Below are 16,165 nucleotides of genomic sequence, written 5' to 3'. Positions count from 1 at the left end.
TGTGGGGGCGTGACCCACTATGACGTCGTCGTCCTCGGCGCAGGCCCCGGCGGGTACGTCGCGGCCATCCGCGCCGCCCAGCTCGGACTGAACACCGCCATCGTCGAACCCAAGTACTGGGGCGGCGTGTGCCTCAACGTCGGGTGCATCCCGTCAAAGGCCCTGCTGCGCAACGCCGAACTGGCGCAGATCCTCACCAAGGAAGCCAAGACGTTCGGCATCAACGGCGACGTGTCGATGGACTACGGCGTCGCCTTCGACCGCAGCCGCAAGGTCGCCGACGGGCGCGTCGCCGGTGTGCACTTCCTGATGAAGAAGAACAAGATCACCGAGATCCACGGCTACGGCAAGTTCAAGGACGACCACACCATCGAGGTCGATCTCAACGAAGGCGACACCGAAAGCGTCACCTTCGACAGTGCGATCATCGCCACCGGCGCCAGCACCAAGTTGGTGCCCAACACGTCGCTGTCGGAAAACGTGGTCACCTACGAAGAGCTCATCATGCGGCGTGAACTGCCCGAGTCGGTCCTCATCGCCGGCGCGGGCGCGATCGGCATGGAGTTCGGCTACGTGATGAAGAACTACGGCGTGGACGTGACCATCGTCGAATTCCTGCCCCGCGCGCTGCCCAACGAGGACGCCGAGGTATCCAAGGAGATCGAGAAGCAGTTCAAGAAGCTGGGCGTGAAAATCCTCACCGGCACCAAGGTGGAGTCCATCGTCGACGACGGCGACAAGGTCACCGTGACCGTCAGCAAGGACGGCAAGAGCGAAGACCTCAATCCCGAGACCGTATTGCAGGCAATCGGATTCGCGCCCAACGTGGAGGGCTACGACCTCGACAAGGCCGGTGTGGAGCTGACCGAACGCAAGGCCATCGGCATCGACGACTACATGCGCACCAACGTGCCGCACATCTATGCGATCGGTGACGTCACCGGCAAGCTGCAACTCGCCCACGTCGCCGAGGCGATGGGTGTGGTGGCCGCCGAGACCATCGCCGGTGCGGAGACCCTGCCGTTCGGTGACTACCGGATGATGCCGCGCGCTACGTTCTGCCAACCCCAGGTCGCCAGCTTCGGGCTCACCGAGGAGCAGGCGCGGGAAGAGGGCTACGACGTCAAGGTCGCGAAGTTCCCGTTCACGGCGAACGGCAAAGCGCACGGCATGGGCGCACCCGCGGGATTCGTCAAGCTTGTCGCCGATGCGAAGTACGGCGAGTTGCTCGGCGGGCACCTGATCGGCCACGACGTCTCCGAACTGCTGCCGGAGCTGACACTGGCGCAGAAGTGGGACCTCACCGCCACCGAGCTGGCGCGCAACGTGCACACCCACCCGACGCTGTCGGAGGCGCTGCAGGAGTGCTTCCACGGTCTGGTCGGCCACATGATCAACTTTTGACCAGAGCGATCTGGGTCGCCGGGATCGGCGGGCTGGTGGTCGGCCACATCCTGTGGCTGGCCGGCATCTCGCTGGCCACCGCGAGCGCGCGGGTCAACACGTGGGTCCTCGTGGTCGCGGCGGTGTCGTTCGTGGTGGGCGGGCTGGCCGGTTGGCTGGGGTGGCGGTCCTACAAGCGCAAGACCGACGTGTGGACGGCGTTCCTCTGGGCCCTGCCGGTCTCGCCGGTGCTGCTGTCGCTGGCCGTGCTGGGCATCACCTATCTCTAGACCTGTCTCCAGATCCTCAGTCCGCAAAGTCCAGCGGCACCTTGAGCGTCGTGATGGTGGCGGCCAGACCGTCGTACTGTGCGGCCAGCATGCAGAACTCGATCAGCTGCGGCTTGGTCAGGTGACCGGCCAGCCGCGTCCAAGTCTGTTGTGAGACGCCACGGGTGACGACGAACTCGTCGGTGGCGGTGATCAGCGCGCGCTGACGCTCGCTCAGCCCCTGGGCGTCGGGGCCCTCGAAAATCTTCTTCTGCATGTCGGGACCGATGCCGCGGGTCCGCGCCAGCCTGCGGTGCTGCTGCAGCTCGTACTCGCAGTCGCGGAGATGACCGACACGCAGGATGACGGTCTCGGCGTCTTGTACCGGCAGCTTGCTGGCGAACCCGAGGAGCATGCCGCTGTAGGGCAGCCAGGCCAGGAACAGCAGCCGGTGCTGGCCGAGCACGTTGAACAGGCTGAACCGGGGGGCCCTGATGGCCCGCGCGCCGAGTTTGGCGATGGCCCAGTTGACCGGGCCGAGTTCCTTGAATCCACCGGGCGCGACGCGCGCCGACTCGATTGCGCTCACCACAGCGAGTCTATAGACCGCCTACCGATCAGGGCTGTTTCACCAGATACGGCGAGACCGTGCTGCGGTGCTCGTCGATGTCGAGGGCGCGACCGAGCGCAGGAAACGCGCGCTGCGGACACTTGTCCCGTTCGCAGACGCGGCATCCGGCGCCGATCGGCGTCGACACGTCGCCCGACAGGTCGAGGCCCTCGGAGTACACCAGCCGGTGCGCGTGGCGCAGTTCGCAGCCGAGCCCGATCGCAAACGTCTTACCGGGTTGTCCGTAGCGCGCTCTGCGACGCTCGACGGTGCGGGCGACCCACATGTAGTTGCGTCCGTCGGGCATCTGCGCGACTTGCACCAGGATCTTGCCGGGGTTGGCGAAGGTCTCGTAGACGTTCCACAGCGGACAGGTGCCGCCGCTGGACGAAAAGTGGAACCCGGTCGCCGACTGGCGTTTGGACATGTTGCCCGCACGGTCCACCCGCACGAAGGACAGCGGCACGCCGCGCATGGACGGCCGCTGCAGGGTGGACAGCCGGTGGGCGACGGTTTCGTAGCTGACCGAGTAGAACGCCGACAACCGCTCGACGTCGTAGCGGAAATTCTCGGCGACTTCATGAAACTGCTTGTACGGCAACACCATCGCGGCCGCAAAGTAGTTGGCCAAACCCAACCGCGCCAGCTTCGTCGACTCCTCGCTGGTGAACTTGCCGTCCGCGACGAGCTTGTCGATCAAGTCACCGAACTCGAGATAGGCCAACTCAGCGGCCATCTTGAACACCGTCTGCCCCGACGACAGGTGATTGCTGATCTCCAGCGTCCTGGTCGCCGTCTCGTAGCGGTGCAGCACCACATCGCCGAGATCGGTGCGGCGGACGACGCGCACGCCGTGCACCATCGTCAGCCGGTCGGAGAGCTCGCGGGCCAGCTCGGCGCGGTGCATCCGGGTCCGGATGGTGAGCTCCTCTGCAGCGGTGTCGAGTTCGTGCAGATAGTTCTGCCGCTGGTAGAAGTAGTCGCGCACTTCCTCGTGCGGCATGGTGATGGAGCCACTACCGCTGCCGCTACCGACGGAGAAACGGTCCTCGGTCGCCGCGGCGAGCCGGGTGTTGGCCAGCTGGTAGCGGCGGTGCAGGTTGACCATGGCACGCGCGAGTGCGGGATGCGCGGCGACCAGGTCGGCGATCTCGGCGGGGTCGACGTCGATGTCGAGGTCGCGGTCGAGGGTGACTTCGCGCAGCTCGGCGACCAGGCGGGTGTCGTCCTGGGACGAGAAGAACGTAGCGTCGACGCCGAACACCTCGGAGATCCGCAACAGCACCGCAACGGTGAGCGGCCGGACGTCGTGCTCGATCTGGTTGAGGTAGCTCGGTGAGATCTCCAGCATTTGTGCCAGCGCGGCCTGGCTGAAGCCGCGTTCGCCGCGCAGTTGCCGCACTCGGGAACCGACGAACGTTTTCGCCACGTCAGCCAGCCTAGCAACGTTGTTAACAGGCCGTTTGCATTGTTGGCAGGGTCGCGACGTGTGGCAGGATCGGCATCCGTGAACACCAAGGGCGCTGCAGGAGCCGGTCTCGCGAAGACCATGATGCCGGTCCCGGACCCGCACCCCGACGTGTTCGATATCGAGTGGCCGCTGCGGGTCGCCGACGTCGACCGGGAGGGCAGGCTCAAGTTCGACGCCGCGACACGGCACATTCAGGACATCGGCTCCGACCAACTCCGCGAGATGGGCTTCCAGGAGACCCATCCGCTGTGGATCGTGCGCCGCACGATGATCGACATGATCCGGCCCATCGAGTTCCAGGACATGCTGCGGCTGCGCCGCTGGTGCTCGGGCACGTCGAACCGCTGGTGCGATATGCGAGTCCGCATCGATGGCCGCAAGGGCGGCCTTTTCGAGTCCGAGGCGTTCTGGATCAACATCAACCGCGAGACGCAGGGCCCCGCGCGCATCGCCGACGACTTCCTCGAAGGCCTGCGACGCACCACCGACGTCGACCGCCTGCGGTGGAAGGCCTACCTGTCGGCAGGCAGTCGCGACGATGCCGACGAGATCCGCGACTACCCGATCCGCGTCAGCGACATCGACATCTTCGACCACATGAACAACTCCGTGTACTGGTCGGTGATCGAGGACTACCTCCACCATCACCCGGAGCAGGCAACCCATCCCCTGCGCGTCACCATCGAGCACGACGCCGCGGTGGCGCTGGGCGACAAGTTGGAGATCCTCAGCCATGTCCACCCGCCGGGGTCGACCGACAAGTTCGGTCCGGAGTTGGCGGATCGGACTGTTACAACGCTCACATATGCGGTCGGCGATGAGGCCAAGGCCGTCGCCGCGATCTTCTCGCTGTGATTGCCGCTCGTTTAACAGTACGGGCGTACTGACCAGCGGAAACAGGTTACCTACGGGTAACTTCTGAACCGGTTCAGCTGCAAGTAGTCTTCGCAATATTTGCAAAATCGCCGCGGTGGTTGGCGAAAGTTCGCAAAGAGAACCGCTGGACCTGCGCCGATGCCTTGGTGCATCCTCGAATTAGCAGGACGGCGAAGCCGTTCAAGAGTTAACAAAATCGAAGGAGCGTCATGTCGACGGTCGGCAAGCCGAAGTCACCGGAAGAGATTCAGAAGGATTGGGACACCAACCCGCGCTGGAAGAACGTCACCCGCGAATACTCGGCGGCCGACGTCGTCGCGTTGCAGGGCAGCGTCGTCGAGGAGGCCACCCTGGCCCGCCGCGGCGCCGAGGTGCTGTGGAACCAGTTGCACGACATGGAGTTCGTCAACGCACTCGGTGCGCTGACCGGCAACATGGCCGTCCAGCAGGTGCGCGCCGGCCTGAAGGCCATCTACCTGTCCGGTTGGCAGGTCGCAGGCGACGCGAACCTGTCCGGCCACACCTACCCGGATCAGAGCCTCTACCCGGCCAACTCGGTGCCGCAGGTGGTGCGCCGCATCAACAACGCGCTGCTGCGCGCCGACGAGATCGCCAAGGTCGAGGGCGACACCTCCGTCGAGAACTGGCTCGCCCCGATCGTCGCCGACGGTGAGGCCGGCTTCGGCGGTGCGCTCAACGTCTACGAGTTGCAGAAGGCGATGATCGCCGCGGGTGTCGCCGGTTCGCACTGGGAGGACCAGCTCGCATCGGAGAAGAAGTGCGGTCACCTCGGTGGCAAGGTGCTGATCCCGACTCAGCAGCACATCCGCACGCTGACCTCGGCTCGCCTGGCCGCCGACGTCGCCGACGTGCCGACCGTCGTCATCGCCCGCACCGACGCCGAAGCCGCGACGCTGATCACCTCCGACGTCGACGAGCGCGACCGCCCGTTCATCACCGGCGAGCGCACCGCCGAGGGCTTCTACCGTGTGAAGAACGGCCTGGAGCCCTGCATCGCCCGCGCCAAGGCCTACGCGCCGTACTCCGACCTGATCTGGATGGAGACCGGCACGCCGGACCTCGAGCTCGCGGCGAAGTTCGCCGAGGGCGTCAAGAGCGAGTTCCCGGACCAGATGCTGGCCTACAACTGCTCGCCGTCGTTCAACTGGCGCAAGCACCTGGACGACGCGACGATCGCGAAGTTCCAGAAGGAGCTCGGCGCGATGGGCTTCAAGTTCCAGTTCATCACGCTGGCCGGCTTCCACGCCCTGAACTACTCGATGTTCGATCTGGCCTACGGCTACGCGCGCAACCAGATGAGCGCGTACGTCGAGCTGCAGGAGCGCGAGTTCGATGCCGAGGAGCGGGGTTACACCGCGACCCGGCACCAGCGCGAGGTCGGCGCCGGCTACTTCGACCGGATCGCCACCACCGTGGACCCCAACTCGTCGACGACCGCGCTGAGTGGCTCGACCGAAGAGGGCCAGTTCCACTGATCTGCAGCCCCTAGCAGGCGCCATCAGGCCCCGTCCCTATATTGGGCGGGGCCTGATGCATGTGGTGAGGAGAGTCGTGGGGATCGAACGAGTTGGCGTGGTCGGCGCCGGACAGATGGGCGGCGGGATCGCCGAGGTGTGCGCGAAGGCGGGCGCCGACGTGGTCGTCTTCGAGCCGTCCGAGGAGCTGGTGCAGGCCGGCCGCAAGCGCATCACCGGGTCGCTGGAGCGTGCGGCGAGCAAGGGCAAGCTGTCGGAGAGCGATCGGGATGCCGCGCTGGGGCGGCTGAGGTTCACCACGTCGCTGAGCGATCTCGCCGACCGGCAGCTGGTGATCGAGGCCGTCATCGAGGACGAGAACGTCAAGCGGACGATCTTCGCCGAGCTCGACGAGATCGTCACCGATCCCGATGCGGTACTTGCGTCGAACACGTCCAGCATCCCGATCATGAAAATCGCTGCGGCGACGAAGAATCCGGCCCGCGTGCTGGGGTTGCACTTCTTCAACCCGGTGCCGGCGCTGCCGCTGGTGGAACTGGTCAACACGCTGGTCACGTCCGACGGCGCGCTCGAGCGGACCGCCGCGTTCGCGTCCGAAACGCTGGGCAAGCAGGTGGTGCGCTGCGGCGACCGGTCGGGCTTCGTGGTCAACGCCCTGCTGGTGCCGTACCTGCTGTCGGCGATCCGGATGGCCGAAGCCGGCGTGGCGAGCGTCGAGGACATCGATACCGCTGTGGTGGCAGGGCTTTCGCATCCGATGGGACCATTGCGATTGAGCGACCTGATCGGTCTGGACACCATGAAGCTGATCGCCGACTCGATGTTCGATGAGCTCAAGGATCCGCACTACGCGCCGCCGCCGCTGCTGCTGCGGATGGTCGAGGCGGGCCAGCTGGGCAAGAAGTCGGGCCAGGGTTTCTACACGTACTGAGCGAGGGCAACGCGTACCCGAGCCAGAACGGCCGGCCGGTCGTGTCTCAGGGGCCGCGCACTCACGCGCACGATCGTCGAGCCATGCAGGGCAAGGGATTCGAGACGTTCGAAGTCGTTGGTGTAGTCGCCCGGGTTCGTCCAGTGGTGCTCACCGTCGTACTCGACGTGTATGCGGATGATCCCGGTGTCGCCTGCGACCCGTCGGCCGATCGGCGCGAGATCTCGGACTACGACTCCAGTAGGCGCTTACGCTCGGCGGCGACGTCGAAATCCGCTGGCGGCCAAACCATGTTGAACGACTTCAGCGCTTGGATCAGCAACTCGGTGACCGCGAGCCGGCTGTACCACCTCCGATCGCACGGCACGACGAACCAGGGCGCGTAGTCGGTCGACGTGCGATCCAGCATCACCTGGTACGCCTCCTGGTAGGCCTTCCAGTGTTTGCGCTCGTCGATGTCGCCCGTGTTGTACTTCCAGTACTTCGTCGGATCGTCGAGCCGCTCGAGCAGCTGCTCCTTCTGCTTGGCCAGCGACAGGAACATCGCGACCTTCACGAGCTTCATTCCGCTGTCGGTGAGTTCGCGCTCGAAGGCGTTGATCTCGTCGTATCGCGGTTCCCACTCGGCGGGCGGCACCAGGTTGTGCACCCGGACGATCAGCACATCCTCGTAGTGCGAGCGGTCGAACACTCCGATGTGGCCCGCAGACGGCAGTGCCTTGCGGATGCGCCACAGGTAGTGGTGTGCCCGCTCCTCCTCGGTCGGCGTGCCGAATGCGGTGTACCGCACACCCATTGGATTGACCGCGCCCACAACATGTTTGACGATGCCACCCTTGCCCGAGGTGTCCATCCCCTGCAGCACCAGCAGCACCGAGCGGTCGGTGCCGGTGCCCGCCTTGCTGTTGGCGTACAGCTTCTCCTGCAACTCGGCCAGGCGCAGGTTGCGCTCCACCTGCAGAGTCGCCGCGTCCGCCTTCTTGCCCTGGAACCCAGGAGTGGCGCGGGTGCGGATCTCGGACACCTGCTGACCGCTGCGGAACCTCAGGTGCTCATGTGGCGCGTGCGACCACAACGACGGAAGGTCGGGCTCCTCGTTCATGGCTGAAGGTTAGTCGGTGACGGGCCGGGGCAGGACGGGCGACGGGTGCGGCTGCCCGCGGAACTTCTCCAGCGACCCGCCCACCTCGACGATCCCGCACAACGCGTTCCACGACAGCATCGTCAGGTAGTCGATCAACTCGTCGGAGGTCATCCGCGGATTCGACATCCACGAGTGCGTGGCGAGTTGCACCCCGCCGACCGTGTGGTAGGCCCACGGCTCCACCCCACCGGTGTCCATGCCCGCCTCCAGCATCCGGCGCCGCAGCATCACCGCCAGCATGCGGGCGATGATGTTCTCCGACGTCGCGACCGCGTGGTTCTTGCTCGCCGAGTTGTTGGCCATCACGAACTGGTAGGGCTCGGGTTCGGCGGCCACTGTCTCGACGTAGACGCGGATGATCTCTCGGGTCAGCGCATAGCCGTCCAGGTTCGACGACAGCGCGGCGGCCATGTTGGGGATCAGCGTGGTCTGGGCGAACCGCATCATCACCGCGGTCGTCAGGTCGTTCTTGTCGACGAAGTAGCGGTACAGCACGGTCTTCGAGACCCCGATCTCGGCGGCGATCTCATCCATACTGACGTCGCTGCCGCGGCGTCGGATGGCCTCCAGGGTGCCGTCCACCAACTCGTTGCGGCGTTCGACCTTGTGCCGGTGCCAGCGCCGTTTACGGCCATCGGTTTTGACCGCAACTGCCTGGGTCTGCTGTGCCACTGTGCCGGTGATCCGTTCCCTAGTCCTTCTTGATAGTACGGCCGATCTTGACATTCGGCGTTGTCGGACCGGCGTCTCACTCTCGCGGTAGCGGATGATGGAGGGGTGGCACACAGACCGAGCGCCGGCGGACGGGTTCTGCCCGTCCCGCCCGCTGAGCCCGTCAGCTTCGCCGAGTCGTTAGCCGGCGCCGATTCGGCCGGAGACGCCGAACGCCGTCGCGGGCTGCGGCGGATGAAGGTCGTCGCGCTGAGCTTCCTCATCGGCGCCGCGATCGTGTTCCTGGTTTGCTCATGGGCGCTGGCCAACGGTGCGCCGGGCTGGGTGGGTTACGTCCGCGCCGCAGCCGAGGCGGGCATGATCGGCGGACTCGCCGACTGGTTCGCGGTCACCGCGCTGTTCCGGCATCCGCTGCGCATCCCGATCCCGCACACCGCGATCATCAAGCGCAAGAAGGACCAACTCGGCGAGGGTCTGGGCGCCTTCGTGCGCGAGAACTTCATGTCCCCGCAGGTGGTGGAGACCAAGTTGCGCGACGCGGAGGTCGCGGGGCGACTGGGCAAGTGGCTGTCCGACCGGGCGCATGCCGAACGCGTCGCTGCCGAAACCGCGACCGTGCTGCGGGTCCTGGTGGAGATGCTGCGCGACGAGGACGTCCAGCACGTGCTCGATCGAATGATCGTCAAGCGCATCGCCGAGCCGCAGTGGGGTCCGCCCGTCGGTCGCGTGCTGGCCAGCCTGCTGCAGGAACGCCGCCAGGAGGCGCTGCTGCAACTGCTCGCCGACCGCGCGTTCCAGTGGTCCCTCAACGCCGGTGAGATCATCGAACGGGTCGTGGAACGCGACTCGCCCACCTGGTCGCCGCGCTGGGTCGACCACCTGGTCGGCGACCGCATTCACCGCGAGTTGATGGACTTCACCGACAAGGTGCGCCGCAACCCCGACCACGAACTGCGGCGCTCGGCCACCCGGTTCCTTTTCGAGTTCGCCGACGACCTGCAGCACGACGACGCGACGATCGACCGTGCCGAGAAGGTCAAGGATCAGATCATGGGCCGCGAGGAGGTCACCCGGGCGGCCGAGACGGCGTGGTCGGCGGCCAAGCGCATCATTCTGGAGTCGGTCGACGATCCGTCGTCGGCGCTGCGCACCCGAATCGCCGACTCGGTGGTCAACATCGGGGAGTCGCTTCGCGACGACGCCGATCTACGCGACAAGGTCGACAACTGGATCGTCCGAGCAGCCCAGCACCTGGTGGGCGAGTACGGCGTGGAGATCACCGCGATCATCACCGAGACCATCGAGCGCTGGGACGCCGATGAGGCGAGTCGCCGCATCGAACTGCACGTCGGACGTGACCTGCAATTCATCCGGATCAACGGCACCGTGGTGGGGTCGCTGGCCGGCCTGATCATCTACTCGATAGCCCAGCTACTATTCTGACCTGCGCTAACTAGTGCTTGCAAAAGTTAGCACCCCGTCGTACGGTGGGAATTGTCGTTTATTGGATACCCATCGCGATTGAGGGGGTTGCGCATGACGCAGGATGAGAATCTTGCCGCCGTGGTGACCAACGCCGCGCAGGACATCGGCACCTTCATCCGCACCCAGCGTGAAGCTGCTCAGGTGTCCGTGCGGCAGCTGGCCGAGAAGGCCGGCGTCAGTAATCCCTACCTCAGCCAGATCGAGCGGGGATTACGGAAACCCTCCGCCGACGTGCTGAACCAGATCGCGAAGGCGTTGCGGGTGTCCGCCGAAGTGCTCTATGTCCGGGCCGGGATCCTCGAGCCGGGCGAGACGAGCGAGGTGCGCGACGCCATCGTCAACGACACGGTGATCAGCGAGCGGCAGAAGCGCGTGCTGCTGGACATCTACACGACCTTCTGCCAGCAGAACGAAGGCCAGCAGAACGAAGGCCAGCAGAACGAAGGCCAGCAGAACGAAGGCCAACAGCGCGCGGTCGGGCAGAACGAAGCCGAAGGTGTCCAGACAGGTGAGGAGCCGACGACTGACTGACGCAGACCAATGGCCCTAGTGGCCGTCATTCGACAAGCCAAATCATCAGAAGCAAATCTCGTGGAAAGGAACACACACCATGGCCAAGAACACCCCGGCCAAGAACCAACAGCCCAACGTCGACGACCTGAAGGCCCCCCTGCTCGCCGCGGTGGGCGCCGCCGACCTGGCCCTCGAGCGGGTCAACGAGATCGTCGCGACCCTGCGCGAGCGCGCAGGCGAGGCCCGCACCGATTCGCGTAGCCGCGTCGAGGGAACCCGCGCGCGGATCGACCAGATGCAGGAAGACCTGCCGACCCAGTTCGGTGAGCTGCGCGAGCGGCTGTCGTCCGAGGAGCTGCGCAAGTTCGCCGAGACCTACGCCGACGCCGCGCAGACCACCTACAACAAGCTCATCGAGCGTGGCGAGGCCGCCCTGGAGCGGCTGCGCACCCAGCCCGGCTTCACCGAGGCCGCGGGCCGCGTCGAGGGCTACACCGATCAGGCCGTCGAGCTGACCCAGGAGGCGTTGGGCAACGTCGCCGCGCAGACCCGCGCGGTCGGCGAGCGCGCCGCCAAGCTGGTGGGCGTCGAGCTGCCGAAGAAGGCCGAGAAGGGTGCCGCGCCGGCCAAGAGCGCCGCCAAGAAGGCTCCCGCCAAGAGCTCGGCCAAGAAGACGCCCGCCAAGAAGGCGCCGGCCAAGAAGGCGCCGGCCAAGAAGGTCACCCAGAAGTAGTCGTCAGCGGGTCTCAGGGCCCAAAGTCGACCAAGGGGACGATCTCCACTTAGTCTGGACTCGTGGTTTTCCAGCTGATGGAGATCGTCCTTCTTGTTCTCATGGCCGCTGTCTTGGGCGCGACCATATACGCCTTCCTCCACGCGGCTCGGCAGCGACCTGACGCCTACACTGCGGCGGGCAAACTGACGAAGCCGGCCTGGCTGGCCATCATTGGCGGCGCCGGCGCCTTCGCGCTGATCCTCAGCCTCGCCAGCCCCTCGGTCTTCGGGCTCGCGATCGCGGCGGTCGCCGCGGGTGTCTATCTGGTCGACGTGCGGCCCAAGCTGCTCGAGATTCAGGGGAAGTCCCGCTAGTGCGCCGTGCCGCCACCCTCGCGGTGGTTGGATTGCTCGCTCCGCTCGCGGTGGTTGGATTGCTCGCTCCGCTCGCGGTGGTTGGATTGCTCGCTCCGCTCGCGGTGGCCCCCGTCGCATCCGCCGCCCCCAGCCCGCCCCCTCCGTACGTCGACCATGTGGAGTGGGCGAAATGGGGTGACCTGTCCAGCCTGCGGGTGTATCCCACGGCCGCTGGGCGTGAGGCGTCGGGGCTGGCCACCGAAACGCAGGCCGAGCACGCGTGGGCCGAGGTGCTGGCGCTGTCACCCGACGCCGACATCCCCGGCATGAAGCCGCAGTTCGTCTGCCACTGGGAGTTCGCCGAGCTCAGCGAGCCCGGCAAGAGCAGCTGGAACCTCGAACCGTGGCGGCCCGAGGTCACCGAGGAGCAGATGCTGGCCGCCGGCTGCAATCCCGGCGGCACCGAAGAACCGTTCTAGTGCCTGGTGCCTACCGCCGCGAAGAGGTTGCCGCACTCGTCGATCACACGCTGCTCAAACCCGAGGCGACACACGCCGACGTCGCGCGCCTGACCGAGGAGGCCGCCGCGCTCGGCGTCTACGCGATTTGCGTGTCGCCGTCGATGGTGCCGATCGCCGCGCAGGCCCGCTCGCCGGCCCAGAAGCTGTGTGCGGTCGTGGGATTCCCGTCAGGTAAGCACGTCTCCGCCGTCAAGGCCGAGGAGGCCCGGCTGGCGGTCGAGGCGGGCGCCGACGAGGTCGACATGGTGATCGACGTCGGCGCCGCACTCAACGGCGAGACGGCGGTGGTCCGCTCCGACGTCGCCGCGGTCCGGGCGGCGATCGCGCAGCGCGTCACCCTGAAGGTGATCGTCGAATCGGCCGCGCTGCTGATGCTCGGTGACGAACAGACACTGCTCGACGCGTGTACGGCCGCCGCCGACGCGGGCGCCGACTTCGTCAAGACCTCCACCGGATTCCATCCGGCTGGCGGCGCCTCCGTGCGCGCCGTCGAGCTGATGTCGACGGTCGGCCCGCAGGTCAAGGCCAGCGGTGGAATCCGTATGGCAGGCGACGCGGTGGCGATGCTCGACGCCGGTGCGACCCGGCTCGGCCTCTCCGGCACCCGCGCCGTGCTCGACGGAATTACGTGACGACCTGGCGTCGTCGCACTCGGGCGACGCCCGGGTCACCGTGAGCGCTGACCTCAGATCCCGGCAAAGCAGGGGTCCTGCTGGCCCTTCGGGAGTTCGGCGTCCTGGGTGGAGAACCGGCTATCGACACCGGTGTCGGTGACCGTGACCGAGTCGGCCTTGATGTTCATCGGGTAGTCCTGGGTCAACTGCGCGGTGAACACGTCGAGCGCCGGCTGGACCGCCTCCCGAGGCAGCGAGAACCCGAGTCCGGTCAGTTCCGTCACCTGGAGTTCGATGCCGCCGTCGACCACGGTGGGCTTGGTCGTGATACTGCCCAGCGGGCCCTCCAACTCGACGGTGCCTTCGGACGGATTGGTCGAGACGCCGCTGACGAACGCGCCGATCAGCGGGACCGAATCCGAGATCGTCTGCAGGATCCCCTCCGACGACCACGTGATGTCGGCGACGATCGAGCCGACCGAACCGCCCGAGTCAGGCGTGTCTTCGAGCCTCACGTCCTCGACGTAGATGTCGACCTTCATGCCCTTGGCCTCGCGGATCTGATTGCCCGCGGTCTCGATGTGGATGTTGGTGTAATGGCCGGTCATGTGCTGCAGCAGGAACGGCGGCATCACCCCGAACGACGCCGTCGCCTCGTCCTCGACCACGCACGACACAGACGCGGCCACCACATCGTTGGCGCGGCTGCGGGCGTACAGCTCACCGCCGAGCAGGCCCGCCAGCACCAGGGCCACGACGATGACCACGACCAACACGATCGACAGCGGGTCGCGGAACAGGTTCTTGAGCCGGGAACCCGACTTCGGCTCCTGCGGCGGCGGGGCACCCTGCGGTGACGGGGCACCCTGCGGTGACGGCGGCGCGGGAGGGTATCCGGGCGGCGGACCCTGCGGTGACGACGGCGGGGGAGGCGGCTGGTTGGGGCGGGCCCAGGGGTCGGTCACCCCCGCGATTCTGCCCTACCGAGCCGGGTGAACTCCGCGCGGTTGTCCATCACCGCGATCGTCTCGCGCAGCTTTCGCCCCGCGTCGAGGTCGATGTCGCAGACCACCAACTGCGGGTCCGCGCCCGCCGCCGACACGACCTCACCGACCGGGGAGGCGACCAGGCTGCCGCCCACGCCGGTGGGCCCGACGGCCACCTCCTCGTCCGTCGGGCGTGCCTGGTCCACTGCGGCGACATATCCGGTCGTGTCGATGGCGCGGGCGCGGGCCAGCAGCGTCCACTGCTCGAGCTTGCCGGGGCCGCTGCCCCACGACGCGTGCACCGTGATCAGCTGCGCGCCGCGCGCGGCCAACTCGACATACAACTCCGGGAAGCGGACGTCGTAGCACAGGCTCAGGCCGACCTTCACCCCGTCGACCGTGATGACCACGGGTTCGCGACCCGGCGCCACGGTCTTGGACTCGGCGAAGCCGTAAGCGTCGTAGAGGTGGATCTTATCGTAGTGCGCGTCGATTGAACCGTCGGAGCTTGCGCCGGTTGCGATCAGCGTGTTGGTGACGCGCCCGGCACGGTCTCCCTCGACAGGAGTGAACATGCCCGCGACGACGACGATCCCCGCGCAGTCGGCGATCGCGCGCACGCCGTCGGCCCACGGCCCGTCGATCGGCTCGGCGATCGGCGCCAGCGGCACGCCGAACCGGCACATCGTGGCCTCGGGGAACAGCACCATGCGCGCGCCCTCGTCGGCGGCGCGGCGGGTGTTCTCCTCGACCGTCGCCAGGTTCGCCGACGGGTCGGTACCGGAGAGGATCTGCGCCAGCGCAATCCGCATCGCGCCAGCCTACGTCGTGACCGGAGTCAGGGACCCCAGGCGGGACGCTGCAGTGAGGCCGCCTTGTTGCCGAGCTTGCCGGAGCGGATCTGGGCCGCCAGGCTGTCGAGGATCACCCGCGAGCTCAGCAGCGCCGTCTGCTCGGCCCAGTCGTACGGCGGCGAGCACTCGACGACCTCGATGCCGGCCAGCCCGGGCTCGGACACCAGCTTGATGAGGTTGAGCGCCTCGCGGGGCAGCAGCCCGCCAGGCTCGGGCCACCCGGTGCCCGGCACGAAGCCTGCGTCGATGACGTCGATGTCGAACGACAGGTACACCGCCTTCGCGTCCTTCCACGCGACTTCAAGGGCGACTTCCGCAATTTTTTCTATGCCCACCCGTTCGACGTCGCCGACCGTGATCACCGTGGACTTGCGCTCGCGGCCGACCTTGACGCCGGCCCGCGGCGCCTGCCAGCCGCCGATGCCGATCTGCACCAGGTTCGTCGCCGGCGCGTCCTTGATGTTCGTCGCATGGAACCACGGCGTGGTGTGCATGCGCTCGTCGAGGTCGGTCTCCTGGGTGTCGACGTGGCGGTCGAAGTGGATGATGCCGACGTTGCCGTCCAGGTAGGGCGCCAGCCCGCGCACGGTCGGGAAGCCGATCGAGTGGTCGCCGCCGAGCACCACGGGCATGACGCCCTTCCCGGCGACGTGCGCCATGGCCTGACTGATCTGGTCGAACGACTTCTCCAGATTGCCCGGGATCGTGAACACGTCGCCGATGTCGACCATATTGAGTTGCTCGCGCAGGTCGACGCCGGACTCGTAGTTGTAGGTGCCGAACAGGTTGGTCGAACGGCGAATGCCCTGTGGGCCGAACCGGGTGCCGGGCCGGTATGTGGCGCCTGCGTCGAGCGGCACCCCGAAGATCGCCACCTCGGCGTCGTCGACCTGGTTCACGTCCTCGATGAACGGACACTTCAGGAACGTGCCGCGCTCACCGGCGAAGTGCGGCAACTCGCCGCGCACGAACGTCGAGATGCGCCGGTCGTTGATCGTCGGCGCCGCCTCCAACCCGTGTGCCAGGCTGCGTTCGATCTCCTCTCGCTCGCGCCGGTCCGGCAGGCGGGCCTCGGCCTGCTGCGCCCAGGCGCCTTCGGCGTTGGGGGGTTGCTCGGTCACGGGTGCTCCTCACGCGCCGTCTTGTCGCTGACCGGGTACGGCACACCTCGTCCGGGGAGCCACTGAGCTCCTGGCTACTCATCTTGGCAGCGATCGGCCGACGCGCCACCGGGACGCCGAATCTGAGCTCGTGCACGACAATCCCGGC

At 66.8% G+C, this 16,165-nt stretch carries 17 protein-coding genes, 1 pseudogene and 1 riboswitch; of the genes and pseudogenes, 11 read left to right on the top strand and 7 right to left on the bottom strand.

Going from position 1 to position 16,165, the window contains the following annotated elements; genetic code table 11:
* Nucleotides 1–9: 9 nt before the first annotated feature.
* Nucleotides 10–1,404 carry a dihydrolipoyl dehydrogenase gene (gene lpdA, locus K3G64_RS06230; protein WP_238889739.1) on the top strand — a complete coding sequence of 465 codons (1,395 nt, stop codon included), beginning with the start codon at nucleotides 10–12 and terminating at the stop codon, nucleotides 1,402–1,404.
* Nucleotides 1,401–1,673 (top strand): hypothetical protein, encoded by a 273-nt coding sequence (locus K3G64_RS06225; protein ID WP_238889737.1) that lies wholly within the window; start codon nucleotides 1,401–1,403, stop codon nucleotides 1,671–1,673. The genes lpdA and K3G64_RS06225 overlap by 4 nt, the downstream gene beginning before the upstream one ends.
* Nucleotides 1,674–1,689: 16 nt before the next feature.
* Here K3G64_RS06225 and K3G64_RS06220 read toward each other — a convergent pair whose 3' ends face one another.
* The gene (locus K3G64_RS06220) at nucleotides 1,690–2,241 is read right to left on the bottom strand and encodes a carboxymuconolactone decarboxylase family protein (protein ID WP_238889735.1); all 552 of its coding nucleotides are present in this window, start codon (nucleotides 2,239–2,241) and stop codon (nucleotides 1,690–1,692) included.
* A 28-nt stretch (nucleotides 2,242–2,269) separates the two neighbouring features.
* The gene (ramB, locus tag K3G64_RS06215; RefSeq protein ID WP_238889733.1) at nucleotides 2,270–3,691 is read right to left on the bottom strand and encodes an acetate metabolism transcriptional regulator RamB; all 1,422 of its coding nucleotides are present in this window, start codon (nucleotides 3,689–3,691) and stop codon (nucleotides 2,270–2,272) included.
* 120 nt (nucleotides 3,692–3,811) lie between these two features.
* On the opposite strand from ramB, the gene K3G64_RS06210 reads away from it, so the two are divergent.
* The 3 genes from K3G64_RS06210 (at nucleotide 3,812) to K3G64_RS06200 (ending at nucleotide 7,036) form a co-directional block, all read left to right on the top strand.
* Nucleotides 3,812–4,588 carry an acyl-[acyl-carrier-protein] thioesterase gene (locus K3G64_RS06210; protein WP_238950450.1) on the top strand — a complete coding sequence of 259 codons (777 nt, stop codon included), beginning with the start codon at nucleotides 3,812–3,814 and terminating at the stop codon, nucleotides 4,586–4,588.
* 230 nt (nucleotides 4,589–4,818) lie between these two features.
* Nucleotides 4,819–6,105, top strand: a complete 1,287-nt coding sequence (gene aceA, locus K3G64_RS06205) for an isocitrate lyase (protein WP_238889731.1) — start codon at nucleotides 4,819–4,821, stop codon at nucleotides 6,103–6,105.
* Nucleotides 6,106–6,220: 115 nt separating this feature from the next.
* Complete coding sequence (locus tag K3G64_RS06200; protein ID WP_238950449.1) at nucleotides 6,221–7,036, top strand: 3-hydroxybutyryl-CoA dehydrogenase; 816 nt, start codon at nucleotides 6,221–6,223, stop codon at nucleotides 7,034–7,036.
* Nucleotides 7,037–7,265: 229 nt separating this feature from the next.
* Here the strand turns inward: K3G64_RS06200 and K3G64_RS06195 are convergent, their stop codons facing one another.
* Together K3G64_RS06195 and K3G64_RS06190 are read right to left on the bottom strand one after the other, a co-directional pair.
* Complete coding sequence (locus tag K3G64_RS06195; protein ID WP_238889730.1) at nucleotides 7,266–8,138, bottom strand: polyphosphate kinase 2 family protein; 873 nt, start codon at nucleotides 8,136–8,138, stop codon at nucleotides 7,266–7,268.
* Between the two features lie 9 nt (nucleotides 8,139–8,147).
* Nucleotides 8,148–8,852 (bottom strand): TetR/AcrR family transcriptional regulator, encoded by a 705-nt coding sequence (locus K3G64_RS06190; protein WP_238889729.1) that lies wholly within the window; start codon nucleotides 8,850–8,852, stop codon nucleotides 8,148–8,150.
* 105 nt (nucleotides 8,853–8,957) lie between these two features.
* On the opposite strand from K3G64_RS06190, the gene K3G64_RS06185 reads away from it, so the two are divergent.
* From K3G64_RS06185 to deoC, 6 genes and pseudogenes are all read left to right on the top strand, one after another.
* Nucleotides 8,958–10,295 carry a DUF445 domain-containing protein gene (locus K3G64_RS06185; protein ID WP_238889728.1) on the top strand — a complete coding sequence of 446 codons (1,338 nt, stop codon included), beginning with the start codon at nucleotides 8,958–8,960 and terminating at the stop codon, nucleotides 10,293–10,295.
* A 93-nt stretch (nucleotides 10,296–10,388) separates the two neighbouring features.
* Complete coding sequence (locus K3G64_RS06180; RefSeq protein ID WP_238889727.1) at nucleotides 10,389–10,868, top strand: helix-turn-helix domain-containing protein; 480 nt, start codon at nucleotides 10,389–10,391, stop codon at nucleotides 10,866–10,868.
* 604 nt (nucleotides 10,869–11,472) lie between these two features.
* Nucleotides 11,473–11,565, top strand: a pseudogene (locus tag K3G64_RS06175) (hypothetical protein); the annotation flags it as partial.
* A 95-nt stretch (nucleotides 11,566–11,660) separates the two neighbouring features.
* Nucleotides 11,661–11,939 carry a DUF2516 family protein gene (locus K3G64_RS06170; RefSeq protein ID WP_238950448.1) on the top strand — a complete coding sequence of 93 codons (279 nt, stop codon included), beginning with the start codon at nucleotides 11,661–11,663 and terminating at the stop codon, nucleotides 11,937–11,939.
* Between the two features lie 59 nt (nucleotides 11,940–11,998).
* Nucleotides 11,999–12,400, top strand: coding sequence for a DUF2599 domain-containing protein (locus K3G64_RS06165; protein ID WP_370647169.1), 402 nt, complete (start codon nucleotides 11,999–12,001; stop codon nucleotides 12,398–12,400).
* Nucleotides 12,400–13,074, top strand: a complete 675-nt coding sequence (gene deoC / locus K3G64_RS06160; RefSeq protein ID WP_238889726.1) for a deoxyribose-phosphate aldolase — start codon at nucleotides 12,400–12,402, stop codon at nucleotides 13,072–13,074. Before K3G64_RS06165 ends, deoC begins: the two co-directional genes overlap by 1 nt.
* 53 nt (nucleotides 13,075–13,127) lie before the next feature.
* Here deoC and K3G64_RS06155 read toward each other — a convergent pair whose 3' ends face one another.
* The 3 genes from K3G64_RS06155 to K3G64_RS06145 are packed head-to-tail and all read right to left on the bottom strand — an operon-like array spanning nucleotide 13,128 to nucleotide 16,017.
* Complete coding sequence (locus tag K3G64_RS06155; protein WP_238889725.1) at nucleotides 13,128–14,021, bottom strand: LmeA family phospholipid-binding protein; 894 nt, start codon at nucleotides 14,019–14,021, stop codon at nucleotides 13,128–13,130.
* On the bottom strand, nucleotides 14,018–14,854 hold the full coding sequence (locus K3G64_RS06150) for a carbon-nitrogen hydrolase family protein (RefSeq protein WP_238889724.1): 837 nt from the start codon (nucleotides 14,852–14,854) through the stop codon (nucleotides 14,018–14,020). Before K3G64_RS06150 ends, K3G64_RS06155 begins: the two co-directional genes overlap by 4 nt.
* Before the next feature lie 26 nt (nucleotides 14,855–14,880).
* Entirely contained in the window at nucleotides 14,881–16,017 is a 1,137-nt protein-coding gene (locus K3G64_RS06145) for an agmatinase family protein (RefSeq protein WP_238889723.1), read from the bottom strand.
* 10 nt (nucleotides 16,018–16,027) lie between these two features.
* Nucleotides 16,028–16,097: riboswitch (guanidine-III (ykkC-III) riboswitch) on the bottom strand.
* Between the last annotated feature and the right edge of the window lie 68 nt (nucleotides 16,098–16,165).

The organism is Mycobacterium sp. IDR2000157661, from assembly GCF_022317005.1.
GTDB lineage: Bacteria > Actinomycetota > Actinomycetes > Mycobacteriales > Mycobacteriaceae > Mycobacterium.
The sequence above is the reverse complement of the archived record's forward strand: the minus strand, read 5'-3'. Positions and strand labels throughout refer to the sequence as shown.